This is a genomic window from Bacillus sp. S2(2024) (genome assembly GCF_050474045.1).
GTDB classification, from domain to species: Bacteria; Bacillota; Bacilli; order Bacillales; family Bacillaceae_G; genus Bacillus_A; species Bacillus_A yunxiaonensis.
On record NZ_JBFLUS010000003.1, the window covers coordinates 312,501 to 334,616 of the forward strand.

Sequence of the window (22,116 nt, forward strand, 5' to 3'; positions counted from 1 at the left end):
CGTGGAGCTTTACTGTAGCCTGATATTGAATTTTGGTACAGCTTGTACAGGATAGGCGGGAGCCTTTGAAGCCGGAGCGCTAGCTTCGGTGGAGGCGCTGGTGGGATACCGCCCTGGCTGTATTGAAATTCTAACCTACGGGTCTTATCGACCCGGGAGACAGTGTCAGGTGGGCAGTTTGACTGGGGCGGTCGCCTCCTAAAAAGTAACGGAGGCGCCCAAAGGTTCCCTCAGAATGGTTGGAAATCATTCGTAGAGTGCAAAGGCATAAGGGAGCTTGACTGCGAGACCTACAAGTCGAGCAGGGACGAAAGTCGGGCTTAGTGATCCGGTGGTTCCGCATGGAAGGGCCATCGCTCAACGGATAAAAGCTACCCCGGGGATAACAGGCTTATCTCCCCCAAGAGTCCACATCGACGGGGAGGTTTGGCACCTCGATGTCGGCTCATCGCATCCTGGGGCTGTAGTCGGTCCCAAGGGTTGGGCTGTTCGCCCATTAAAGCGGTACGCGAGCTGGGTTCAGAACGTCGTGAGACAGTTCGGTCCCTATCCGTCGTGGGCGTAGGAAATTTGAGAGGAGCTGTCCTTAGTACGAGAGGACCGGGATGGACGCACCGCTGGTGTACCAGTTGTTCTGCCAAGGGCATAGCTGGGTAGCTATGTGCGGAAGGGATAAGTGCTGAAAGCATCTAAGCATGAAGCCCCCCTCAAGATGAGATTTCCCATAGCGTTAAGCTAGTAAGATCCCTGAAAGATGATCAGGTTGATAGGTTCGAGGTGGAAGCATGGTGACATGTGGAGCTGACGAATACTAATAGATCGAGGACTTAACCATATAATATGAAGCAAATGTTATCTAGTTTTGAAGGAATATATTTTTTTGAAATTCCTGTTGACATTCTAAAAAGAATGTGTATAATAATAAAAGTCTGGTAATGATGGCAGAGAGGCCACACCCGTTCCCATACCGAACACGGAAGTTAAGCTCTCTAGCGCCGATGGTAGTTGGGACTTTGTCCCTGTGAGAGTAGGACGTTGCCAGGCAAATGGAGGATTAGCTCAGCTGGGAGAGCACCTGCCTTACAAGCAGGGGGTCGGCGGTTCGATCCCGTCATCCTCCACCATATAATTTTTAATGTCGGAGGGGTAGCGAAGTGGCTAAACGCGGCGGACTGTAAATCCGCTCCTTCGGGTTCGGCAGTTCGAATCTGCCCCCCTCCACCATTTATAATTAATCTTCATATTAAATGATTTACTTTAAATGAAGTAATTTCATAAAGAAAAATCAATGGGCTATAGCCAAGCGGTAAGGCAACGGACTTTGACTCCGTCATGCGCTGGTTCGAATCCAGCTAGCCCAGCCATTTAAGAGCCATTAGCTCAGTTGGTAGAGCATCTGACTTTTAATCAGAGGGTCGAAGGTTCGAGTCCTTCATGGCTCACCATTTTTAAAATGTAATATGCGGGTGTGGCGGAATTGGCAGACGCACCAGACTTAGGATCTGGCGCCTTTGGCGTGGGGGTTCGACTCCCTTCACCCGCACTTTTAATTAAATAAGCAATCAGTCATATATGTTTTGCGGAAGTAGTTCAGTGGTAGAATACAACCTTGCCAAGGTTGGGGTCGCGGGTTCGAATCCCGTCTTCCGCTCCAATTTTCAATATGACGCCGGGGTGGCGGAACAGGCAGACGCACAGGACTTAAAATCCTGCGGTGGGTGACCACCGTGCGGGTTCGACCCCCGCCCTCGGCACCATATGCGCCCGTAGCTCAATTGGATAGAGCGTTTGACTACGGATCAAAAGGTTAGGGGTTCGAGTCCTCTCGGGCGCGCTTTATTAACGGGAAGTGGCTCAGCTTGGTAGAGCACCTGGTTTGGGACCAGGGGGTCGCAGGTTCGAATCCTGTCTTCCCGATAGTTTTAAAAAATGGGGCCTTAGCTCAGCTGGGAGAGCGCCTGCCTTGCACGCAGGAGGTCAGCGGTTCGATCCCGCTAGGCTCCACCATTTATATAACGGAGGTATACCCAAGTTCGGCTGAAGGGATCGGTCTTGAAAACCGACAGGCGGCGAGAGTCGCGCGGGGGTTCGAATCCCTCTACCTCCTCCATTTTTTATTTAAAAGAATATTATATCATCGCGGGGTGGAGCAGTCTGGTAGCTCGTCGGGCTCATAACCCGAAGGTCGCAGGTTCAAATCCTGTCCCCGCAACCAATGGTCCCGTGGTGTAGTGGTTAACATGCCTGCCTGTCACGCAGGAGATCGCCGGTTCGACCCCGGTCGGGACCGCCATTTACATAAAGGCTCGGTAGCTCAGTCGGTAGAGCAGAGGACTGAAAATCCTCGTGTCGGCGGTTCGATTCCGTCCCGAGCCACCATTTTTTTTTTGTAAACTAGCCGGCTTAGCTCAATTGGTAGAGCAACTGACTTGTAATCAGTAGGTTGGGGGTTCAAGTCCTCTAGCCGGCACCACTTAGGGGCATAGTTTAACGGTAGAACAGAGGTCTCCAAAACCTCCGGCGTGGGTTCGATTCCTACTGCCCCTGTAGAAAAGATTAAGGGCCTATAGCTCAGCTGGTTAGAGCGCACGCCTGATAAGCGTGAGGTCGATGGTTCGAGTCCATTTAGGCCCACCATATTCCGCAGTAGCTCAGTGGTAGAGCTATCGGCTGTTAACCGATCGGTCGTAGGTTCGAGTCCTACCTGCGGAGCCATGGCCCGTTGGTCAAGTGGTTAAGACACCGCCCTTTCACGGCGGTAACACGGGTTCGAATCCCGTACGGGTCACTAAAAAAAGAGTCAGCAATATGCTGACTCTTTTTTTTTGAAGAAAATAGATACTATATCTTTGTTTTATCAAACCATAATTACTTCCTTGATTAATAATCTCCTTACAAACATGTTTATCCTATTATTTCTAAATTCACCTTAAGACTCATGTGATAACTGCCCATAAGAGCTCGATTAGTGAGGGATGAAGAAAACCCTATTGATGAGAGTGTCACTTTATTTTTTACATATTATGAAATATTTCATTTTTTATTGTGAATAATGAAGGATTTTGTATTATTTTGTGTAATTAGGAAAGAACATTGTACATTATATTTTATCGATTGACTATTTTAGCTGCCCTGATGAATAAAATCAATATTTTCTCTTCTCAATTCTAATGATCTTAGATGGATTGTCATATTTTAGAATACTCAATTTAGTTTATAGTTCTATGACTAGTAGCTAAAAGTCTAATTGTCCTTAGGTAGCGCTATTCAGACAATTCTTCGAGGTTGTTAAAGAGCAAATTCCTTTGTTTTTACAGAGATGAGCGTATCGTATTGCATTCATCTTTCTAGGAACCGTGAATTTAAATAAGGAGAATTGGAAAGGCTAAAGTGTGTAAAGGAGGGTATATATTTATGACAACTGTTAGAGAATTGATGAGCACAAATATTGTACATTGTACGCCGCTAGATAATGTGTATGAAGCAGCTGTGAAAATGAAAGAAGAAGATATAGGGATGATTCCTGTTGTAGAGAATAGTCACGTTATTGGTCTTGTAACAGACCGTGATTTAGTTGTGAGAGGAATTGCAGAAAAGCACCCGGGTTCTAATCAAATTACAAATGTTATGACAACACAAATTATTTCAGTGTCTCCTGATGACGCTGTTGAAAAAGCGTCAGAGTTAATGGCACGTTACCAAATCAGAAGATTGCCGGTAATTGAACATGGACAAATTGTTGGAATGCTATCACTTGGAGATTTAGCTACAACTAAATATGCAGATAATCAAGCGGGTGTTGCCTTAAGTGAAATATCAGAGGATACAAAGTAAAGAATAGAATATTTTATGCTGTTTTTTATCCCGTAATTCGCGGCCAACAAGAACCCCACCTTAAGATTTAGAGAAAAGCATTGTCCAGCTCTAGCGGCTAGAATCTGCCCCCTTGGACGAGGCAAAAGCGCCTCTCTGCCTTGAGCGTAGGCGTCCTGCGATGCTGAGCGAGCCCCACCTATTTTCTTAAGAAGATAGGTGGGGCTAACTGTCAGTAAATGTTTTATTGGTAAGAGCTTTCCAACAGTGAGGGATGAAAAAACTCACTGTTGGAAGTTTGACTTTATGTAATTTACTTTTGAAATTTTTGTTAACAACTATTATCATATGAAAAAAGTGGTATACTAATAAATATAAGTATCATATGTTATTTTGAATATAGTAATATTAATAATATAGATTAACATGTAAGCATTTATCATACATATAGAAAAGGGAGGGGGAATTATATGACGATTATGCAAACCGAACCTAATTGGAATTTGGTTACGGATGCGTATGAAAAGCCGGAACATTTTGCGGATTTATTCTCTTTGCTTATACCAGAGCGTCCAAAAGGTGAAGGAAAAGAACGAACTATTTTGGCTTGGAAAGAAAAAGAATTTTACAAGAAAGAAAATTTAATTCCTTTTATTTTATATGGAATGAAAAAATCACATGATTTACCAAAGTTTCATAAAGATGAAATGCCAACTTTAGTTCGAATTATTCGTCTATGTCAAGAAGTAGGATGGTATAAACAAGCTTATTGTTTTATGGTTGAAGAAGGATTAGAGGAATTCGTACAAACATCTTTAGAGTATGAATCATGGGATGTGTTTACACAAGTAGTTGCTTGGAATTATTTAATTATAAAACAAAAAGCTGCTGAGTTAGATAGCAATGATTATTTTATTTGGGAAAGAATTAAATTTAATGTAGAGTGTATTGAAAAGTATAAGGTACTTTTGTCGCATAAAGAAATGTTGGAATTTATGTTTCTATATCTTTGTAAACAAGCAAAGACATTATCAAAAGAGAAGTTAGATGAAAACTTAATGGAGTTAGCGATATATTGTAATACATACATTTATGATTTATACACATTAGATTTATTGAAAAAATATAGAAAATGCACGGATTTCTTAATATATTATGAACCAAGCCGAGCTGTTGTAGCATGTCAGCATGCGGTGATTGCACAAATATCAGATCATCTTAATCCATTAAAGACAACTCATGTTGATGATTATTTATTTGTTATAAAAGAAATAATGGAATATATGTCATTTGAATTTATAAAAAAATATGAGCATTTTATCGGGAAATTATTATCATATGTTCCATTTTTCGAGATGATTCAAGTTCCACAGCATGCATATTATTGTGAAGAACTCATGTATATATGTAAAGGAGTAGGCTACAAAGAGGAACTACTACGCAATTATATATTTATACAATTACCAAATTGTTTCCCTTCTTTTATTAAGCAATTTTTAAAGAATAAGCGCTATGCATCAATACATGACATTTTATTTTACTGGTGTAGCGATGAACAGCGTATGAACTTAGAACATAAATATAACTTAAGTTTTATTTATGAACAATATGCCTGTGGCTAAAGTGAGTTTTCCACTAATGGTTATGTGAATTTATAAAGTTCGTTCCTTTGAGAAAGCATACTTTATCCTGCGATTCTGTTCGAGCCGCTTTTGCTTTTCTAAAGAAGTTAAGTGGGAGATAAACTGCTGGCATGCGCCCGATTGGTGAGGGCTAATAATCAGTGGGGATGAAGAAACCCCCACTGATTAAAGTTTCACTTTATCTAATAAAAAGAAATAGCGTAGAATACAAATAAGGATTCCACTTTATGTGGAATCCTTATTTAATAGTAAATAAAAAAAGAGATTATTATGAGAGAAATCATTCCATATAAAAGGAATTGGCTATTTCTATTTTCTTTAATACCAAAAAACTCATTCATTCTTTCATATAAGTCTAAAAAATATTTTGTAAGACTAGCTTCGAATAAACGTTGCAACATTTTCCCTCTTTCTATGTTTCTTGATATTGCTGTTTACGATATTCTGGAACATATATATATTGAGATACTATAAGAAGAATAGTCATAAAGAATACCGGAAAAATTGCGGCGGCATGTAGGCCAGTAAAAATAATATTTGTTAGTAAGGAACTTATAATGAACAGAGCAGTATATATGTGTGAAATATGTCGTTTTAATCGAATTTTGAATACTTCCATCATCACTTCACAAGCAACAAATGCAATAGTGATGCTTAAAAATACAATGTTTGTATTGTAAATTAATAAGCAACAAATTAGACCGAAAAACGCTAAATACTCAATAATTAGTGAAATATTACGTGTCATCTTACATCACCTAATTAGGTAAGGAAGCGGATTTACTGCATTTGTTTTTTCAAAATTCCATTCCCCGTTATGTAATTCAAAATGTAAGTGTTGACCAGTAGAATGTCCTGTATTTCCCATATAACCGAGCAATTGGCCCGTTGCTACGTTATCGCCTACTTTAACCGCACGATTGCTCATGTGAGCATATACAGTTGTATATAAATTCCCATTTATATGATGGGCAACAAATACAACATTTCCATAGCTTGTAGAATAGTATGACTTAACAACAGTGCCAGGTGCAGCAGCTTGAATTGAAACATTTCCGGTTGCCGCAAAGTCTACACCATAGTGCATCTGTCCCCAACGTACATCAAATGTTGAGCTCACGTTCCCTTGAGTTGGATATTTAAATACAGCTGGAATAGATGGTTTAGCTTGTGGTTGCTGTTGCTGCTGTCCTTGCAGTATATATTGTTGCCCGACATAGCCATATCCTGATCCGTAGCGAATTTTATACCATGTGCCAACTTTTCCGACGACTTGTACTTGTGCTCCGTTCTGTAAAGAGCCAATAATGGCTGTATTTGTTCCTGCACCGCTGCGTACTTTTAATACTGGAGTAGCCACATAATAAGAACTTCCGCCTTGTACAGTAATTCCTTTTACTAATGGCTGAGCTACGTTAGATAAAAATTCTTTCTTTACATAGCCACTTGTTCCATTATGTATAACTTTATACCATCCCTCTTGTTCTTCCTGAATCGTAACAAATTTTCCATTCGGTAATACATCAATAATTTCAGATTGCGTATTTGGCTCAGAGCGAACGTTTAATGCATCTGCATTAACGATATATTGTTGCGTATTATTGCTTGTTTTTGTTAAAGAAATTGCTTCTTTTTTTACATAGCCAGTTTTATTTTGAGTGTGAATTTTATACCATTCGTTTGTTGTTTCAAGAATTGTAACTGGAGTGTTCTGTGTAATGGTTTCAATAACAGAATCTGTTGCTTTAGGACTAGTGTACACTTGTAATGTATTCGTTTTTACATAACCAATTTTCATTTTTGGTTTTTGCTGTGCTGATACAGTTTGTACAGTGGAATCTGTCATAGACGGGAGCATAGAAGCGACTGCGACAGTAGCTGCTGTCATTGCTGCGGCTTTCATGTTCATATAATTAGAGGCCTCCTTATGTAATAAATTTATATATTATTAATTATAATATAACAATATTTAATTTGTCTCGTATGCATAGAAATGTAATATTGAAAAATAAATAAACATTTTTTTATATTATAAAGTCATATAATAAAAGGATAGCAGATTTATCAGTGTTATGGGAATAGATAGAAGGAATTTATGTTTTTCTGAACTTACAAAATACATAAAATGATATTTTATCCTGCTACTTTAGGGCAGTAAGACTTCCACCTCAAGGTTCTGAGAAAACAAAGAAGATAAGTGGGAGATAACTGCTGAAAGTTTCACTTTATCTTGCTCAAAACATTGATATTTTAGGGAAAAGCTTTAAGATGAAAAACCTCCCGTAAGACATAGAGTGGCCTAACTAGCCACCTTTTGTTTAAAATTACCGCTGATGGAATTTTGACTTTATAACTCAAAAGAGTTGCCGATGATATAGGGCGATGGTATACTGACTATGTTAAATGAATATAATGCTAGGGGAGCTAGTGTTGCTAGCTGAGAGTAAGACCTATAGTCTTTGACCCTTGAACCTGATCTAGATGATGCTAGCGTAGGGAAGCAATTGGACGATGTATATAACGTCCCCGTTTCTTTGCGTATAGAAACGGGGATTTTTTATTGAAAATTTTATAGAACACCACTAGGGGTGCTTGAAAGCTGAGAGAGGTAGAAACCTTAACCCTTATAACCTGATCTAGGTGATACTAGCGTAGGGAAGTGGAAACAACAAATAGAGTTTTCTTTTGTTTGCTGTGACCACTTCTTATATAGAAGTGGTTTTTTATTTGGAAATATATATACAGGAAGGGGAAGCGGAGATGACATTTTGTGAAAGACTATTTGAAAAGGTGCAACCTGTTTGGGAGAAGAGTCATAATCATCCATTTGTAACAGGTATGGGAGATGGAACGTTAGAGAAAGATAGATTTCAATATTATATTGTTCAAGATTATTTGTATTTGTTAGATTACGCAAAATTATATGCAATCGGTGTTGTAAAAGCAACAAATCCAAAAGTAATGGCGAAGTTTGCTGAACAAATTGATGGAATTTTAAATGGAGAAATGACGATTCATAAACAATACGCAAAGCGTTTAGGAATTTCTGTTGAAGAAATGGAATTAGCAAAGCCGTCTGCTATGAATCTTGCATATACAAACTATATGATGTCCGTATCACAAAACGGTACACTAGCTGAGTTAATCGCAGCGTTGCTTCCATGTATGTGGAGTTATTGGGAAATTGGAAAGCGTTTAAATGATATTCCAGGAGCACGCGATCATGAATTTTTTGGCGAGTGGATTCAAGGGTATAGTTCTGAAGAATACGGAAATCTTTGCGTGTGGTTAATTGATTTATGTAATGAAATTGCAATTGGAAAAACAGAAGAAGAACTAAATCGTTTAGAAGAAATCTTCTTATATTCCAGTCGTTTTGAATATTTATTCTGGGATATGGCATATCGTAAGGAGATGTGGGGTTTTGAGGAGCAAGAACATACTACAATTTCATAACGTTTCCTTTCATTATGATGAGAAACAGATTATAGCGAACCTTGATGCTGCAGTACAACAAGGAGAATTCGTTAGCATTATTGGCCCAAGTGGCTGCGGAAAAAGTACATTGTTTCGGCTCATTACAGGACTCGAGAAAGCAAGTGAGGGTACTGTTAATGTCATAGGAGAAACGAATCATCCTGTTGGTTATATGCCACAAAAAGATATGTTACTCCCTTGGCGAACGATTATCGAAAATGCAGCATTGCCTCTTGAATGTCAAGGTGTGAAGAAAAAAGAAGCACAAATGCAAGCACAAAAATTATTGGAGCAGTTTGGACTGCAAGGATATGAAAATAAACAGCCAAAAGATTTATCAGGTGGAATGCGTCAACGTGTATCTTTTATTCGTACGTTGTTAACGGGCGGCGACCTTTTACTATTAGATGAACCATTTAGTGCACTCGATGCATTGACGAAAGCATATCTGCAAGAGTGGCTGTTTGAACAATGGAAACATTGGCAAAAAACGATTGTATTTATTACACATGATGTAGAGGAAGCGCTTTATCTTTCCAATCGTATTTTTATCGTAACAGAGCAGCCCATTACATCATTGACAGAGCGGATTGTACCTCTTGGGCAAGAACGATTTCGAAAGGATTTGCATCGTCCAGAAATGCTGGCATTAAAAGATGAACTCATTGGAATGTTACAAAAGCAGGTACTTGTATGAAGAGAATTGTAGACTATGTTCCAGCTTTTATTGTTATTGCTATTTTTCTTATTGGTTGGGAAGTAGGGGCGCGGATTCTCGATGAAATGTACATTTTACCATCTCCAAGTGCCATTGTTCGAAAAATATGGGATTTGCGGGATATATTGCTTACGGTGCATTTACCGGCAACTCTTTCTGTTACAGTTATCGGTATTGGCATTTCCATTGTATTAGGTGTTAGTTTAGCGATGGTGATGAGTATGAGCTCATTTGCTGAGAAAGCATTTTATCCATTATTAATTGCTTCACAAACGATTCCGATTACAGCTTTGGCACCATTATTTGTTTTATGGTTTGGCTACTCTATTTGGAGTAAGGTTGTTGTCACAGTACTTATTACGTTCTTTCCAATTGCGGTGAATACATATGATGGTCTCCGCAGTACGAACAAGGAATGGGAAGAGCTTTTAATTACATATGGTGCAACAAAAAAAGATGTTTTCTTAAAATTGAAATTACCATCCGCACTTCCATACTTTTTCTCTGCTTTGAAGGTGGCTGTGCCATTCAGTGTGATTGGGGCAGCAATGGGAGAATGGCTTGGAGCGCAAGCGGGACTAGGTTATTTTAGTAAACGAATGATGACACAAATGGATGGTGCAGGTGTATTTGCACCAATTGTCTTATTGTCATTACTTGCTATTTTCTTTGTATTATTCATTTCTATATTAGAGAAGAAGTTTATTAGTTGGAGGAAGCATTCATGAAATTATTAAAACGCATCTTTGTGTTTACATTATTAATTGCGATGATTGCTGGGTGTTCTAGCAATTCGGCATCAGAAAAGAAAAAGGGTGAAAAAGAAGTAACAGTAATGCTTGATTGGTATCCAAATGCAGTGCATAGCTTTATTTATGCGGCAATTGAAAAGGGTTATTTCAAAGAAGAAGGTATAAAGGTAAATATTAAATTTCCTTCAAATCCAACTGATCCATTAACGTTAGCTGCAGCAGGAAAAGTAACGGTTGGATTATATTATCAGCCTGACGTTGTTATTGCTAGAGCGAACGAAAATATTCCTGTGAAATCTATCGGGGCGGTTGTTCGCTCACCTTTAAATCATGTTGTATCGTTAAAATCAGCTGGCATTTCTTCTCCAAAGGATTTGGAAGGAAAAACAGTTGGATATTCAGGAACACCGTTAAGTGAAGAATATTTAAAAACGATGATTAAAGAAGATGGTGGAAATCCAGATAACGTAAAAGTAGTTGATGTTGGCTTTGATTTAGTACCGGCTCTTACTACGAAAAAAGTAGATGCTGTTACAGGCGCATATATTAACCATGAAGTACCAGTACTGCGCCATGAAGGGTTTGACCCAGCATATTTCAACCCAGCAGATTACGGTGTACCAAATTATCATGAACTTGTATTTGTAACAGGCGATAAAACATTGAAGAAAGATAAAGAAACATTACAGGCCTTTTTACGTGGGGCAAAAAAAGGTTATGAATTTACGAAGAAAAATCCAGATGAAGCATTAAACATTTTATTAAACCATCAAGAAAAAGAAAACTTCCCGCTTATCCCAGATGTTGAAAAAGAAAGTATGAAAATTTTATTAGATAAAATGGAAACAAAAGATGAACCATTTTTATCAGATACAGCAGATTCATGGGAAAAACAAAATAAGTGGTTAAAAGAAAAAGGAATGGCAAAAGAAATTGTTCCGGCAAATGAATTGTTTGAAAACATTTTAAAGTAGGCGAATTTATATGAAAGATGAGCTTCACGTCATATCAAATGGTCGTATGTCATTTGAAGAGTTAGCAAATATAGCAACTGATATTGAAAGTGAAATAGATTATTTGCACATTCGTGAGCGGGAGAAAAATACGAAAGAGTTATATGAAGGTGTGGAAAAGCTCTTAAATAAGGGCTTTCCTTCTTCTAAACTTGTAATCAATGATCGAATTGATATTGCAATTTTATTAAATATTAGACGTGTACAGCTTGGCTATCGCAGCGCTGATATAAGATTTGTAAAAGAAAAGTTTTCTTATTTACATGTTGGTTATTCTGTTCATTCACTTGAAGAAGCTATTGTTGCTTTTAAAAGCGGTGCGGATTCTCTTATGTATGGACATTTGTTTCAAACAAACTCCAAAAAAGGAGTCCCGCCAAGAGGATTAGAAGAAATTACAGAAATAGCAAAACATTTAACAATCCCGATTACGGCTATTGGCGGGATTACTCCCGATAATACAGCAGAAGTACTTGGCACCGGGGCCACTGGTATTGCAATTATGTCCGGAATTTTAAGCGCAGTAAGACCGAATGAGCAAGCGAAATTATATAAGGAAATGATACGAAAGTGGGCGAGAAATCATGAAAAAAATATATGATGTTGCCATCGTTGGCGGCGGTGTAATTGGAAGTTCAGTTGCACATTTTCTTGCTGAAAGAGGTTATAAAGTTGCCATCATTGAAAAACAAAAGATCGCTTCTGAAGCTTCTAAAGCAGCAGCCGGATTACTAGGTGTACAGGCAGAATGGGATGAATACGATCCGCTGTTTGAATTAGGTAGGCAAAGCCGCGCGATGTTTCCAAAGCTTGCAAGTGTATTACGTGAGAAAACCGGAATTGATATCGGCTATGAAGAAAAAGGAATTTATCGCATTGCCCAAAATGAAGAAGAGAGCGCGCGACTTCTTCATATTATGAAATGGCAGCAGGAGACAGGAGAGGAGTCACATTTTATTTCAGGTGAAGAGCTGCGCGAAAAGGAACCATGTTTATCCTCTTCTATTATTGGAGCGGTATATCATCCAAAAGATGGCCATGTGATTGCACCTGAATTGACAAAAGCATTTGCTCACTCTGCTGCGATATCTGGAACGGATATATATGAAGAAACTGAAGTGTTTGATATTCAAATTAAGGATAATCAAGTAACAGGATTATTTACAACAGAAGGAACAATCTCATGCGAAAAAGTAGTAATTGCTGGAGGTTCATGGAGTACGAAATTACTAGAATATTTTCATAGTGAGTGGGGGACATATCCTGTTAAAGGTGAAGTTGTTGCAGTGCGCAGTCGTAAGCCGCTACTACAAGCACCTATTTTTCAAGAGCGATTTTATATTGCACCAAAACGCGGTGGACGCTATGTCATTGGGGCGACAATGAAACCTCATACATATAACAAAGCCGTACGTCCAGAAAGTATTACTTCTATATTAGAGCGTGCCTATAGTATCCTTCCAGCATTAAAAGAAGCAGAGTGGGAAAGTGCATGGGCAGGATTACGTCCACAATCAAATCATAGTATGCCATATATCGGTATGCATGAAGAAATTACGGGTTTATATGCTTGTACTGGCCATTATCGAAATGGAATTTTATTAAGTCCAGTTTCGGGTCAATATATGGCTGATCTTATAGACGGAAAGCAAGATAATCGTTTACTAGATTCATTGCTTTCACAATCTATTTAGTAAGGGGATGAAAGATTGAACTTAAAAATTAACGGTAGGCAAGTAGAGGTACCAAGTGAAGTTAAAACGGTAGCTGATTTGCTTGCTCATTTAGGATTAGAGATGAAAATTGTTGTTGTAGAACGCAATCAAGACATTTTACAAAAGGATGATCATCAAGATACATCTGTTTTTGATGGAGATCAAATTGAAATTGTAACATTCGTAGGAGGCGGTTGATTATGTTAAAGATTGGACCATTTACTTTTCATTCTAGGTTGTTATTAGGAACAGGGAAATTTTCGGATTTTGATGTACAGAAGAAAGCAATTGAAGTGTCAGAAGCAGAAATTTTAACATTTGCGGTGCGTCGTATGGATATTTTTGATGCAGAGCAACCGAATTTACTAGAAAAAATTGATGTAACAAAGTATACACTTCTTCCAAATACAGCAGGAGCGAAAACAGCAGAAGAAGCAGTGCGCATTGCGAAACTAGCGAAAGCATCAGGATTATGTGACATGATTAAAGTAGAAGTAATCGGTGATGATAAAACGTTATTGCCAGATCCAGTTGAAACGTTAAAGGCATCCGAAATGTTATTAAAAGAAGGGTTTATTGTTCTTCCTTATACGTCTGATGATGTTGTGTTAGCACGTAAATTACAAGAATTAGGTGTCCATGCAATTATGCCAGGTGCATCACCAATCGGTTCTGGTCTTGGTATTGTAAATCCGTTAAATTTAAGCTTTATTATTGAGCAAGCAACTGTTCCAGTTATTGTTGATGCTGGTATCGGTAGTCCAGCTGATGCAGCGTTTGCGATGGAATTAGGTGCAGATGGTGTTTTATTGAATACAGCTGTTTCTGGGGCAAAAGATCCTGTGAAAATGGCGGAAGCAATGAAACTTAGTATTCATGCAGGTCAATTAGGTTTTGAAGCGGGACGTATTGCACGTAAGCGTTGTGCAACTGCAAGTAGTCCTTTAGAAGGAATGAGTATTCTTGAATAGTCGATATTCTCGTCAAGTGTTGTTTTCTCCAATTGGAGAAGAAGGACAGCAAAAAATAAGAGAAAAACATGTATTCATTATCGGTGCAGGAGCACTTGGCAGCGCGAATGCAGAGATGCTTGTTCGCGCTGGAGTTGGCAAAGTGACGATTGTTGATCGCGATTACATTGATTGGAGTAATCTGCAGCGCCAACAGTTATACTGTGAGGAAGATGTACAAAATAATTTACCAAAAGCAGTGGCAGCAAAGCGCCGTTTACAAGCTATTAATAGCGATGTAGTTGTAGAAGCTTATGTACAAGATGTAACAGCAGAAGAACTAGAAGAGTTTGTTACAGGTGTAGATCTTATCATTGATGCAACGGATAATTTTGAGACACGTTTTATTGTAAATGATATATCACAAAAGCATTCAGTGCCATGGATTTATGGAGCCTGTGTCGGTAGTTACGGTCTTTCTTATACGATTTTACCAGGAAGGACACCATGTTTATCTTGTTTACTACAATCTATCCCTCTTGGCGGAGCAACATGTGATACAGCAGGGATTATTTCACCCGCTGTATCAATTGTTGTATCACATCAAATTGCAGAGGCATTAAAGATTTTAGTAGAGGATTATGAAGCCCTTCGTGATGGACTCGTTTCATTTGATGTATGGAAAAATGAATATTCATGTATGAATGTACAGAAATTGAGAAAAAAACAATGTTTATCATGCGGAGAGGACGCAGTTTATCCGTATTTAAGTAAAGAGAATACTTCTAAGACAGCTGTTTTATGCGGTAGAAATACAGTGCAAATTCGTCCGCCATATAAAGAACAGTTTGATCTTTCTATGTATAAAAATCTACTGCAAGATCGCGTAATGGATTTAACAGTTAATCCGTATTTATTATCGTTTTCTGTTGACGATAAACGATTAGTAGCATTTCAAGACGGTCGTGTGCTTGTACATGGTACAAAAGACATAGCGGAAGCAAAAACGATTTATCATCGTTACTTTGGTTAAAAAGGGTGAGTGAAATGAAAGTGAATAAAGCATTAACGATTGCTGGATCTGATAGCGGCGGCGGTGCAGGTATTCAAGCGGATTTAAAAACGTTTCAAGAGCTCGGTGTGTACGGAATGACAGCAATTACAGCGATTACCGCACAAAATACCCTTGGCGTACAAGGAGTATATCCTGTTCCAGTAGAAGGTATTGAAGAACAGTTACATTCAATCGGTGTCGATTTAACGCCAGATGCAGTGAAACTTGGTATGTTATTTAGTAGTGAAATTATTAAAATTGTAGCTGAAAACATTAAATCATTTTCATGGAATAATATTGTGCTAGATCCTGTTATGATTGCAAAAGGCGGAGCATCTTTACTACAACAAGAAGCTGTTGCAGCATTAAAAGAATATTTGTTGCCGCTTGCAACGGTAATTACTCCAAATGTTCCTGAAGCAGAAGTATTAACAGGAATGAAGATTCATACGATTGAAGATAGTAAAGAAGCTGCGAAAGTACTGCATAATTTAGGCGCGAAGTTTGTTGTTATGAAAGGCGGACATGCGGCGTATCAAGGAAATGAAGTAATAGATTTATTGTTTGATGGCAATGAATTTATGGAGTACAGAAGCGAACGTATTGATTCAGCACAAACACACGGAAGCGGATGTACATTTGCCGCAGCTGTAACGGCAGGATTAGCAAAAGGTTATGAAATTGAAGAAGCAGTTCGTGTAGCAAAGTGTTTTATTAGTATAGCAATTGAAGACGAGCTGAACATTGGGAGCGGCCATGGACCAACGAATCATTTTGCTTATGGACGTAAAAATATAAATGTATAAATATGTATTTTTTGAAGAAGCCAGTTGAAAAAAACTGGCTTTTTTCTTGTTTACTTTTTCCAAAATTAGGAGTACTATATCAGCCAGAATCTATTTTTTAGAACGCTGAATCCAGACTCTGGAGCGGAGGAACCAATTTTGTGCATTGTCACTAGGGGTGAATCTTTCACAATGAAAGTAGGGCTACTCTCAAAATCCGAATCCGACAGCTAACTCCGTAAGCGTATTGAGAGAGGATGATACAAGTGAATACAATTATTCAGCGGTCTGACTAGTATAAAAGAATTTTAATCATATAATTTAAAATTCTTTTATGCGGGGGAGGATGAAATATATGGATGAGGAAAAAGAGTACACACTCATTTGTGTAGGAGAAGCGGAAAAAATTAAGAGTTTACGAAGTTTAGCGCCTTTACAAAGTAAAATAATCATTTTCACAGAGAACGAGCATATGGTTAATGAAGTGAAAGTATGTGGATTTCAGGAAGCATATTGCTGTCCAAATGATGCAAGAATGATTGTGAAAATGTGTAAAGGAATTAAAAAAGTGATTTTACTAGGAGATGAATTATCCACAATTAGTTTCTTTGCAGAACGTATTCGATTTTCTTTTAATGCGCCTATTACGGTTGTCACGCGAAATAAACAATATCCAAAGCACCTCTATGAAACGATAGGAGCTAAATTAGTGGTGTTTACAACTTGTGATAACATTTCGTTTTTGATTTTAGAATAGGGGTGGAGAAAACGGATATGAAAATATTCCTTTGCCATGATTTAGCAAAACGTTGGGCGTTATCGTTAGAACGAGTATATGAGTTACTAGAACATGATCCATTTTTTCCGAAGCCATATGTAACTCTTCCACCAGAAGATACTTGTTTATATTTAGAGCAAGATATTATTGAATATGAGAAACAGCATGCAGAATTAGGGCAAGTATATATTAGGGGGCGTAACTTACGTTCTTTTTTTCATGATTTAGGTTAAGTGTTTAGAAGGTTATCTCATGTATTGAGATAACCTTTTTGTTTTAAATTTACAAAAGAACGTCTATTTCATGAAAAAAGAAGAAAACAAAAGAAAAAAGATGATAAGAGAGTATTTTCCCTTAATGTAAGCGTTTAAAAGGTCTTATATTTTCATATTTTAGTTATTTCACCTCTTTACAAGTAAAATTTAGAGGAGTATATTTACATTCATAAATTGTTCATAAAATTTCCAAAAAACAACCTGATATCGCTGAGTCCAGAAATGGAGCGGGGGAACCAATTTTGTGCATTGTCACTTGGGGTGAATCTTTCATTACGAAAGTAGGGCTACTCTTTAGGCCCGAATCCGACAGCTAACCTCGTAAGCGTTTGGAGAGGAGGTTTACTTTTGTGTTGTTCATTTTTGAACACTGAGTAGATCCTCAGTGTTCTTTTTTATGCTCTTAATGGTAAAATTTTACATTTAGTGAGGGATGAATATGTTAGATATCGCTATGATAGGGACTTTAATCGTGTTAGTTGGATCAATGATTGGCCTTGCAAGATGGTCGGATAATGTTGTGAAGGAAGGGAAGAAGTAATGAGTATTGCAGTATTTATTATTGTTGCCGCACTTACTGTGTACTTAGTTTATGCGTTATTAAATCCAGAAAAGTTTTAATTAGGGGGAAGCGTTTATTATGGTTTGGATTGCAGTTTTGATCACAATGCTATTATTTGTTCTTGTTGCAAAACCAATGGGGATTTATTTAGAGAAGGCGTTCCAAGGGAATCGTAAATTAGACAAAATATTTGGCCCTGTTGAAAAAATCATCTTCAAAATCTCGGGTATTAAGCCTTATAACCAGAGTTGGAAGCAATACGCACTATCATTAGTTGCTCTTAATGGTTTTATGATTATTGTCGTATATTTCATATTTCGCTTACAAGGCGTGCTGCCATTAAATCCAGCTCATGTTAAAGGCATGGAGCCTACGCTTGCTTTTAATACAGCTATTAGTTTTATGGCAGATACAAATTTACAGCATTATAGCGGTGAGAATGGTTTATCGTACTTATCACAATTAATCGCGATTACGTTTTTAATGTTTACAGCACCAGCAACAACATTAGCACTTGTAATGGCTTTTATAAGAGGATTAGCAGGTAAGGAACTTGGGAACTTTTTCGTAGATTTTATACGTGCTTTAACAAGGGTTTTTCTTCCAATCGCGTTTGTAACAGCGTTGGTCTTCGTTGCTCTTGGTGTACCGCAAACGTTGGACGGAGCCGTTACAGCTCATACGATTGAAGGGGCAAAACAAAGCATATTACGTGGTCCAGTTGCTTCTTTCGTTTCTATTAAGGAAGTAGGGAACAATGGCGGAGGATTTTTCGGAGCCAATTCCGCGCATCCATTTGAAAACCCAGGACAAATAAGTAACATTTTACAAATGATGCTGATGATGCTGTTACCGACAGCTTTACCATTTACGTATGGAAGAATGGTTGGGAATAAAAAACAAGGACGTGTTCTTTTCGCTTCTTTATTCATTGTGTTTTTAATGGGATTTGCAACAATTGTGACGGCAGAATTACATGGAAATCCAGCGTTAAATCAAATGGGTATGCAGCATACTCAAGGTAGTATGGAAGGGAAAGAAGTTCGATTTGGAACAGTGTTTTCTTCACTGTATGCTACTGTAACAACTGCAGCGGAAACAGGTGCTGTTGATACCATGCATGATACGTTAACGCCAATTGGTGGATTGGTACCACTTGTAAATATGATGTTAAATACAGTGTTTGGCGGAGTTGGCGCAGGTTTTGTCAATATTATTATGTACGCAATGATAGCTGTTTTTATATCGGGGTTAATGGTTGGACGTACACCAGAATTTTTAGGGAAAAAGATTGAAGGCAAGGAAATGAAATTGATTGCGGTAACCATACTATTTCATCCTTTACTGATTTTAGGATTTTCAGCGTTGGCATTTTCAACTCATTTAGGAACAGATGCGATTTCGAATTCTGGGTTTCATGGTTTAACACAAGTTGTATATGAGTATACTTCCTCGGCTGCAAATAATGGTTCCGGTTTTGAGGGTTTAGGAGACAACACAGCTTTTTGGAATATTACGACTGGTATCGTGATGTTCTTAGGACGTTATTTCAGCTTAATTACAATGTTGGCTGTAGCGTCTTCATTAAAAGAGAAAAAGGTAGTACCAGAAACAATCGGAACATTCCGTACAGATAATAGTTTATTTGGGGGTATTTTCATTGGAACAATCGTAATTGTTGGAGCATTGACGTTCTTCCCAATGTTAGTGTTAGGGCCAATCGCAGAATTTCTTACATTGAAGTAATGGAGGGTAAATGATGAAACCTGTAGTGGTAAAAGATAAACAACCAAATCAATCGATTGCATCACCAAAAATGGGAGCAGAAGATGAAGTAAGACAAGCAAAAACAATGGATCATGACATTATTACACATGCCATAAAAGAAGCGTTTGTAAAATTGGATCCGCGAGTTATGGTGAAAAATCCTATTATGTTCGTGGTGGAAATTGGCTTTTTTCTAACGTTGATTTTATCATTTCTACCGAATGTATCTAAAAATATACCAGGGTGGTTCAATATAACGGTTTCTCTTATTCTATTATTCACTGTCTTATTTGCTAATTTTGCAGAAGCATTGGCAGAAGGGCGTGGAAAAGCGCAAGCTGATTCGTTAAAACAATCTAAAAAAGATGTATTTGCAAATGTAATAAGAGAGAATGGAAATGTTGTTCAAGTTTCAGCAACTGAACTGAGAAAAGGCGACGTTGTTATTGTAAAACAAGGAGAAATGATTCCAAGTGACGGGGAAGTTATTCGTGGCTTAGCATCTGTTGATGAATCAGCTATTACAGGGGAATCTGCACCAGTTATGAAAGAGGCTGGCGGTGACTTTTGCTCCGTTACAGGGGGTACGATCGTTGTTAGTGATGAAATTACAATTCAAATTACGAGTAATCCTGGTGAATCTTTCTTAGATAAAATGATTTCTTTAGTAGAAGGAGCATCTCGTCAAAAAACACCAAATGAAATTGCTCTGAACACTGTATTAACGAGTTTAACACTTATTTTCTTAATCGTTGTTGTTACGTTACCAATCTTTACGAATTATCTTGGTTTTCAAATTGATACGTCTATACTAGTTGCACTTCTTGTTTGTTTAATTCCAACAACAATTGGTGGTTTGTTATCCGCAATTGGGATTGCAGGTATGGACCGTGTAACGAAGTTTAACGTTTTAGCAATGAGTGGTAAAGCAGTTGAAGCAGCTGGTGATATTAATACAATTATTTTAGATAAAACAGGTACTATTACATTTGGTAATCGTATGGCACATACGCTTCTGCCAGTGGGAAATGAAACAATTGAACAAGTTGCAAAATGGGCAGCGCTTAGCTCAGTGTTAGATGAAACACCAGAAGGACGTTCGGTTATTGAATACGTACAATCAAAAGCATTCTCTTATAACAGTACACTTGCTGAGCAAGGTGAGTTTGTTCCATTTAAAGCCGAGACACGAATGAGCGGTGTTGACTTAGTAGATGGTACAAAAGTACGAAAAGGTGCAGTTGGTGCTGTACTTGAATGGGTACAATCACAAGGCGGTACAGTTCCGAAAGACTTAAATCAAAAAGCTGATTTAATTGCAAAAGAAGGTGGTACACCACTTGCAGTTGCAGCAAATGATCGTATTTACGGATTAATTTATTTAAAAGATACTGTCAAACCAGGTATGTGCGAACGTTTTGAACAGCTTCGTCAAATGGGAATTAAAACAGTAATGTGTACAGGTGATAATCCGCTTACTGCCGCAACAATTGCAAAAGAAGCAGGTGTGGATGAATTTGTAGCAGAATGTAAGCCGGAAGATAAAATTGCAGTAATAAAAGCAGAGCAAGAAAAAGGAAAGCTTGTTGCCATGACTGGTGATGGTACAAATGATGCACCGGCCTTAGCACAGGCGGATGTTGGTCTGGCGATGAATAGCGGTACTGCAGCAGCGAAAGAAGCAGCAAATATGATTGACTTAGATTCAAACCCAACGAAAATTATTGAGGTTGTAGGAATTGGTAAGCAGCTATTAATGACACGCGGTGCATTAACAACATTTAGTATCGCCAATGATATTGCTAAATACTTTGCGATTATTCCAGCAATGTTTACATTGGCAATTCCACAAATGGAAGCTTTGAATGTTATGAAATTACATTCACCGTTATCAGCCATTTTATCAGCGCTTATTTTTAACGCGATTATTATCCCGCTGCTTATTCCGTTAGCGATGAGAGGAATTGCTTATAAACCGATGAGCTCTAATGCATTGTTAGGACGTAATTTACTTATCTATGGACTTGGTGGAATGATTGTTCCATTCATTGGTATTAAGCTGATTGACATGATTGTAGGGCTGTTTATTTAAGGAAAAGGGGAAATGAAAATGTTTGAAAAACAAAAGATACTTTCACCTGTCATTCGTATAACCTTTACGTTTCTTATTGTATGCGGGCTTGTATATCCATTACTTGTCACAGGAATTGCACAAGCGGTTATGAAAGATAATGCGAACGGAAGTCTCATATATAATGAAAAAAATGAAGTGATTGGTTCAAAATTAATTGGTCAAAATTTTACAGATCCACGTTATTTTCATGGACGTGTCTCTAGTATAGAATATAAAGCAGAAGCATCCGGATCTAATAACTATGCGCCATCTAATCCAGATTTATTAAAACGTGTAGAAGAGAGCGTGGAAAATTGGAAGAAGGAGAATCCAACAGTTCCTGTTTCAGAGGTTCCGATGGATTTAGTAACGAATTCTGGTTCAGGATTAGATCCTGATATTAGTCCACAAGCAGCTTACGCACAAGTAGATCGTATCTCTAAAATAACGAATATTCCGAAAGAGAGAATTAATAAACTTATTGAATCTCAAACAGAAGGAAAAGCACTCGGACTATTTGGTGAAGATCGTGTCAATGTATTAAAGCTAAATCTAGAATTACAAAAAATGATCAAATAAAGTGAAACTTCCATCAGTGGGGCGCTTTATTCCCCACTGATGGTTAGTTGAACCAATCGGGTTTTTACGGGCAGTTATCCCACACTTATCTTCTTCGCTTGTCTCTGAATCTTTAGGTGGGG

At 38.0% G+C, this 22,116-nt stretch carries 21 protein-coding genes, 19 tRNA genes, 2 rRNA genes and 4 riboswitches (1 of these 46 cut by a window edge); of the genes, 40 read left to right on the forward strand and 2 right to left on the reverse strand.

Annotated features, from left to right (window positions below; genetic code table 11):
- The 23 genes from AB1284_RS01655 to AB1284_RS01765 all read left to right on the forward strand — a co-directional run.
- A 23S ribosomal RNA gene (locus AB1284_RS01655) occupies positions 1 to 835 on the forward strand; it begins 2,088 nt to the left of the window's first position.
- A gap of 93 nt (positions 836 to 928) precedes the next feature.
- Positions 929 to 1,044: ribosomal RNA gene (rrf, locus tag AB1284_RS01660) — 5S ribosomal RNA — on the forward strand.
- A 4-nt stretch (positions 1,045 to 1,048) separates the two neighbouring features.
- A tRNA-Val gene (locus AB1284_RS01665) sits at positions 1,049 to 1,124 on the forward strand.
- Positions 1,125 to 1,140: 16 nt separating this feature from the next.
- A tRNA-Tyr gene (locus AB1284_RS01670) sits at positions 1,141 to 1,224 on the forward strand.
- 65 nt (positions 1,225 to 1,289) lie between these two features.
- Positions 1,290 to 1,364, forward strand: a tRNA-Gln gene (locus tag AB1284_RS01675).
- Positions 1,365 to 1,369: 5 nt separating this feature from the next.
- A tRNA-Lys gene (locus AB1284_RS01680) sits at positions 1,370 to 1,445 on the forward strand.
- Between the two features lie 17 nt (positions 1,446 to 1,462).
- Positions 1,463 to 1,543, forward strand: a tRNA-Leu gene (locus AB1284_RS01685).
- 36 nt (positions 1,544 to 1,579) lie between these two features.
- Positions 1,580 to 1,654 (forward strand) — tRNA-Gly (locus tag AB1284_RS01690).
- Positions 1,655 to 1,668: 14 nt separating this feature from the next.
- A tRNA-Leu gene (locus AB1284_RS01695) sits at positions 1,669 to 1,757 on the forward strand.
- Positions 1,758 to 1,760: 3 nt separating this feature from the next.
- Positions 1,761 to 1,834 (forward strand) — tRNA-Arg (locus AB1284_RS01700).
- A 9-nt stretch (positions 1,835 to 1,843) separates the two neighbouring features.
- Positions 1,844 to 1,917: transfer RNA gene (locus tag AB1284_RS01705), tRNA-Pro, on the forward strand.
- Positions 1,918 to 1,931: 14 nt separating this feature from the next.
- A tRNA-Ala gene (locus tag AB1284_RS01710) sits at positions 1,932 to 2,007 on the forward strand.
- A gap of 10 nt (positions 2,008 to 2,017) precedes the next feature.
- Positions 2,018 to 2,110: transfer RNA gene (locus AB1284_RS01715), tRNA-Ser, on the forward strand.
- Between the two features lie 28 nt (positions 2,111 to 2,138).
- A tRNA-Met gene (locus AB1284_RS01720) sits at positions 2,139 to 2,215 on the forward strand.
- 2 nt (positions 2,216 to 2,217) lie between these two features.
- A tRNA-Asp gene (locus AB1284_RS01725) sits at positions 2,218 to 2,293 on the forward strand.
- Positions 2,294 to 2,303: 10 nt separating this feature from the next.
- Positions 2,304 to 2,379, forward strand: a tRNA-Phe gene (locus AB1284_RS01730).
- An 18-nt stretch (positions 2,380 to 2,397) separates the two neighbouring features.
- Positions 2,398 to 2,473 (forward strand) — tRNA-Thr (locus tag AB1284_RS01735).
- A 3-nt stretch (positions 2,474 to 2,476) separates the two neighbouring features.
- Positions 2,477 to 2,547 (forward strand) — tRNA-Trp (locus tag AB1284_RS01740).
- 13 nt (positions 2,548 to 2,560) lie between these two features.
- A tRNA-Ile gene (locus AB1284_RS01745) sits at positions 2,561 to 2,637 on the forward strand.
- Between the two features lie 3 nt (positions 2,638 to 2,640).
- Positions 2,641 to 2,715 (forward strand) — tRNA-Asn (locus tag AB1284_RS01750).
- 1 nt (position 2,716) lies between these two features.
- Positions 2,717 to 2,788 (forward strand) — tRNA-Glu (locus tag AB1284_RS01755).
- A gap of 626 nt (positions 2,789 to 3,414) precedes the next feature.
- Positions 3,415 to 3,834, forward strand: coding sequence for a CBS domain-containing protein (locus tag AB1284_RS01760; protein WP_429752158.1), 420 nt, complete (start codon positions 3,415 to 3,417; stop codon positions 3,832 to 3,834).
- 449 nt (positions 3,835 to 4,283) lie between these two features.
- Complete coding sequence (locus AB1284_RS01765) at positions 4,284 to 5,435, forward strand: DUF3965 domain-containing protein (protein ID WP_429752156.1); 1,152 nt, start codon at positions 4,284 to 4,286, stop codon at positions 5,433 to 5,435.
- 433 nt (positions 5,436 to 5,868) lie between these two features.
- On the opposite strand, the gene AB1284_RS01770 is transcribed toward AB1284_RS01765, so the two are convergent.
- Together AB1284_RS01770 and AB1284_RS01775 are read right to left on the reverse strand one after the other, a co-directional pair.
- Positions 5,869 to 6,204, reverse strand: coding sequence for a hypothetical protein (locus AB1284_RS01770; protein ID WP_429752154.1), 336 nt, complete (start codon positions 6,202 to 6,204; stop codon positions 5,869 to 5,871).
- A 6-nt stretch (positions 6,205 to 6,210) separates the two neighbouring features.
- Positions 6,211 to 7,365 carry an SH3 domain-containing protein gene (locus AB1284_RS01775; RefSeq protein ID WP_429752152.1) on the reverse strand — a complete coding sequence of 385 codons (1,155 nt, stop codon included), beginning with the start codon at positions 7,363 to 7,365 and terminating at the stop codon, positions 6,211 to 6,213.
- A gap of 498 nt (positions 7,366 to 7,863) precedes the next feature.
- A riboswitch (TPP riboswitch) is annotated at positions 7,864 to 7,972 on the forward strand.
- A 58-nt stretch (positions 7,973 to 8,030) separates the two neighbouring features.
- A riboswitch (TPP riboswitch) is annotated at positions 8,031 to 8,131 on the forward strand.
- A gap of 85 nt (positions 8,132 to 8,216) precedes the next feature.
- On the opposite strand from AB1284_RS01775, the gene tenA reads away from it, so the two are divergent.
- The 17 genes from tenA to kdpC all read left to right on the forward strand — a co-directional run bounded on the left by tenA (position 8,217) and on the right by kdpC (position 21,994).
- The gene (gene tenA / locus AB1284_RS01780; protein ID WP_429752150.1) at positions 8,217 to 8,912 is read left to right on the forward strand and encodes a thiaminase II; all 696 of its coding nucleotides are present in this window, start codon (positions 8,217 to 8,219) and stop codon (positions 8,910 to 8,912) included.
- Positions 8,881 to 9,630 (forward strand): ABC transporter ATP-binding protein, encoded by a 750-nt coding sequence (locus tag AB1284_RS01785; RefSeq protein WP_429752148.1) that lies wholly within the window; start codon positions 8,881 to 8,883, stop codon positions 9,628 to 9,630. The genes tenA and AB1284_RS01785 overlap by 32 nt, the downstream gene beginning before the upstream one ends.
- Positions 9,627 to 10,379 (forward strand): ABC transporter permease, encoded by a 753-nt coding sequence (locus AB1284_RS01790; RefSeq protein WP_429752146.1) that lies wholly within the window; start codon positions 9,627 to 9,629, stop codon positions 10,377 to 10,379. Before AB1284_RS01785 ends, AB1284_RS01790 begins: the two co-directional genes overlap by 4 nt.
- On the forward strand, positions 10,376 to 11,377 hold the full coding sequence (locus AB1284_RS01795) for an ABC transporter substrate-binding protein (RefSeq protein WP_429752145.1): 1,002 nt from the start codon (positions 10,376 to 10,378) through the stop codon (positions 11,375 to 11,377). Before AB1284_RS01790 ends, AB1284_RS01795 begins: the two co-directional genes overlap by 4 nt.
- Positions 11,378 to 11,387: 10 nt before the next feature.
- Positions 11,388 to 12,017, forward strand: a complete 630-nt coding sequence (tenI, locus tag AB1284_RS01800) for a thiazole tautomerase TenI (protein ID WP_429752143.1) — start codon at positions 11,388 to 11,390, stop codon at positions 12,015 to 12,017.
- Positions 12,001 to 13,110, forward strand: coding sequence for a glycine oxidase ThiO (gene thiO / locus AB1284_RS01805; RefSeq protein ID WP_429752141.1), 1,110 nt, complete (start codon positions 12,001 to 12,003; stop codon positions 13,108 to 13,110). Before tenI ends, thiO begins: the two co-directional genes overlap by 17 nt.
- 15 nt (positions 13,111 to 13,125) lie before the next feature.
- A complete protein-coding gene (gene thiS / locus AB1284_RS01810; RefSeq protein WP_377885001.1) occupies positions 13,126 to 13,329 on the forward strand; it encodes a sulfur carrier protein ThiS in 204 nt (67 codons plus the stop codon).
- A 2-nt stretch (positions 13,330 to 13,331) separates the two neighbouring features.
- A complete protein-coding gene (locus AB1284_RS01815; protein ID WP_429752139.1) occupies positions 13,332 to 14,102 on the forward strand; it encodes a thiazole synthase in 771 nt (256 codons plus the stop codon).
- A complete protein-coding gene (locus AB1284_RS01820) occupies positions 14,095 to 15,114 on the forward strand; it encodes a thiazole biosynthesis adenylyltransferase ThiF (protein ID WP_429752138.1) in 1,020 nt (339 codons plus the stop codon). The genes AB1284_RS01815 and AB1284_RS01820 overlap by 8 nt, the downstream gene beginning before the upstream one ends.
- A 14-nt stretch (positions 15,115 to 15,128) precedes the next feature.
- Positions 15,129 to 15,941, forward strand: coding sequence for a bifunctional hydroxymethylpyrimidine kinase/phosphomethylpyrimidine kinase (thiD, locus tag AB1284_RS01825; RefSeq protein WP_429752136.1), 813 nt, complete (start codon positions 15,129 to 15,131; stop codon positions 15,939 to 15,941).
- A 93-nt stretch (positions 15,942 to 16,034) separates the two neighbouring features.
- Positions 16,035 to 16,181: riboswitch (cyclic di-AMP (ydaO/yuaA leader) on the forward strand.
- A 94-nt stretch (positions 16,182 to 16,275) separates the two neighbouring features.
- On the forward strand, positions 16,276 to 16,677 hold the full coding sequence (locus tag AB1284_RS01830; RefSeq protein WP_429752134.1) for a hypothetical protein: 402 nt from the start codon (positions 16,276 to 16,278) through the stop codon (positions 16,675 to 16,677).
- Positions 16,678 to 16,694: 17 nt separating this feature from the next.
- Positions 16,695 to 16,931 (forward strand): hypothetical protein, encoded by a 237-nt coding sequence (locus AB1284_RS01835; RefSeq protein WP_429752132.1) that lies wholly within the window; start codon positions 16,695 to 16,697, stop codon positions 16,929 to 16,931.
- Between the two features lie 240 nt (positions 16,932 to 17,171).
- Positions 17,172 to 17,315: riboswitch (cyclic di-AMP (ydaO/yuaA leader) on the forward strand.
- 97 nt (positions 17,316 to 17,412) lie between these two features.
- Entirely contained in the window at positions 17,413 to 17,514 is a 102-nt protein-coding gene (locus AB1284_RS01840) for a signal peptide protein (protein ID WP_429752130.1), read from the forward strand.
- A complete protein-coding gene (gene kdpF / locus AB1284_RS01845) occupies positions 17,514 to 17,594 on the forward strand; it encodes a K(+)-transporting ATPase subunit F (protein ID WP_336483473.1) in 81 nt (26 codons plus the stop codon). Before AB1284_RS01840 ends, kdpF begins: the two co-directional genes overlap by 1 nt.
- A 19-nt stretch (positions 17,595 to 17,613) precedes the next feature.
- Positions 17,614 to 19,281 carry a potassium-transporting ATPase subunit KdpA gene (kdpA, locus tag AB1284_RS01850; RefSeq protein ID WP_429752129.1) on the forward strand — a complete coding sequence of 556 codons (1,668 nt, stop codon included), beginning with the start codon at positions 17,614 to 17,616 and terminating at the stop codon, positions 19,279 to 19,281.
- A gap of 13 nt (positions 19,282 to 19,294) precedes the next feature.
- The gene (gene kdpB, locus AB1284_RS01855) at positions 19,295 to 21,394 is read left to right on the forward strand and encodes a potassium-transporting ATPase subunit KdpB (RefSeq protein ID WP_429752127.1); all 2,100 of its coding nucleotides are present in this window, start codon (positions 19,295 to 19,297) and stop codon (positions 21,392 to 21,394) included.
- Between the two features lie 18 nt (positions 21,395 to 21,412).
- Complete coding sequence (kdpC, locus tag AB1284_RS01860; RefSeq protein ID WP_429752126.1) at positions 21,413 to 21,994, forward strand: K(+)-transporting ATPase subunit C; 582 nt, start codon at positions 21,413 to 21,415, stop codon at positions 21,992 to 21,994.
- Positions 21,995 to 22,116: the final 122 nt, after the last annotated feature.

What these genes read in the sequence shown, in the direction of transcription:
- tenI (WP_429752143.1), top strand. Translation starts at nt 11,388, where the DNA reads ATGAAAGATGAGCTTCACGTCATATCAAATGGTCGTATGTCATTTGAA.
- AB1284_RS01815 (WP_429752139.1), top strand. Translation starts at nt 13,332, where the DNA reads ATGTTAAAGATTGGACCATTTACTTTTCATTCTAGGTTGTTATTAGGA.
- AB1284_RS01770 (WP_429752154.1), bottom strand. Translation starts at nt 6,204, where the DNA reads ATGACACGTAATATTTCACTAATTATTGAGTATTTAGCGTTTTTCGGT.
- AB1284_RS01830 (WP_429752134.1), top strand. Translation starts at nt 16,276, where the DNA reads ATGGATGAGGAAAAAGAGTACACACTCATTTGTGTAGGAGAAGCGGAA.
- kdpB (WP_429752127.1), top strand. Translation starts at nt 19,295, where the DNA reads ATGAAACCTGTAGTGGTAAAAGATAAACAACCAAATCAATCGATTGCA.
- kdpF (WP_336483473.1), top strand. Translation starts at nt 17,514, where the DNA reads ATGAGTATTGCAGTATTTATTATTGTTGCCGCACTTACTGTGTACTTA.
- kdpA (WP_429752129.1), top strand. Translation starts at nt 17,614, where the DNA reads ATGGTTTGGATTGCAGTTTTGATCACAATGCTATTATTTGTTCTTGTT.
- AB1284_RS01775 (WP_429752152.1), bottom strand. Translation starts at nt 7,365, where the DNA reads ATGAACATGAAAGCCGCAGCAATGACAGCAGCTACTGTCGCAGTCGCT.
- AB1284_RS01795 (WP_429752145.1), top strand. Translation starts at nt 10,376, where the DNA reads ATGAAATTATTAAAACGCATCTTTGTGTTTACATTATTAATTGCGATG.
- thiD (WP_429752136.1), top strand. Translation starts at nt 15,129, where the DNA reads ATGAAAGTGAATAAAGCATTAACGATTGCTGGATCTGATAGCGGCGGC.
- AB1284_RS01835 (WP_429752132.1), top strand. Translation starts at nt 16,695, where the DNA reads ATGAAAATATTCCTTTGCCATGATTTAGCAAAACGTTGGGCGTTATCG.
- AB1284_RS01840 (WP_429752130.1), top strand. Translation starts at nt 17,413, where the DNA reads ATGTTAGATATCGCTATGATAGGGACTTTAATCGTGTTAGTTGGATCA.
- tenA (WP_429752150.1), top strand. Translation starts at nt 8,217, where the DNA reads ATGACATTTTGTGAAAGACTATTTGAAAAGGTGCAACCTGTTTGGGAG.
- AB1284_RS01765 (WP_429752156.1), top strand. Translation starts at nt 4,284, where the DNA reads ATGACGATTATGCAAACCGAACCTAATTGGAATTTGGTTACGGATGCG.
- kdpC (WP_429752126.1), top strand. Translation starts at nt 21,413, where the DNA reads ATGTTTGAAAAACAAAAGATACTTTCACCTGTCATTCGTATAACCTTT.
- AB1284_RS01760 (WP_429752158.1), top strand. Translation starts at nt 3,415, where the DNA reads ATGACAACTGTTAGAGAATTGATGAGCACAAATATTGTACATTGTACG.
- thiO (WP_429752141.1), top strand. Translation starts at nt 12,001, where the DNA reads ATGAAAAAAATATATGATGTTGCCATCGTTGGCGGCGGTGTAATTGGA.
- AB1284_RS01790 (WP_429752146.1), top strand. Translation starts at nt 9,627, where the DNA reads ATGAAGAGAATTGTAGACTATGTTCCAGCTTTTATTGTTATTGCTATT.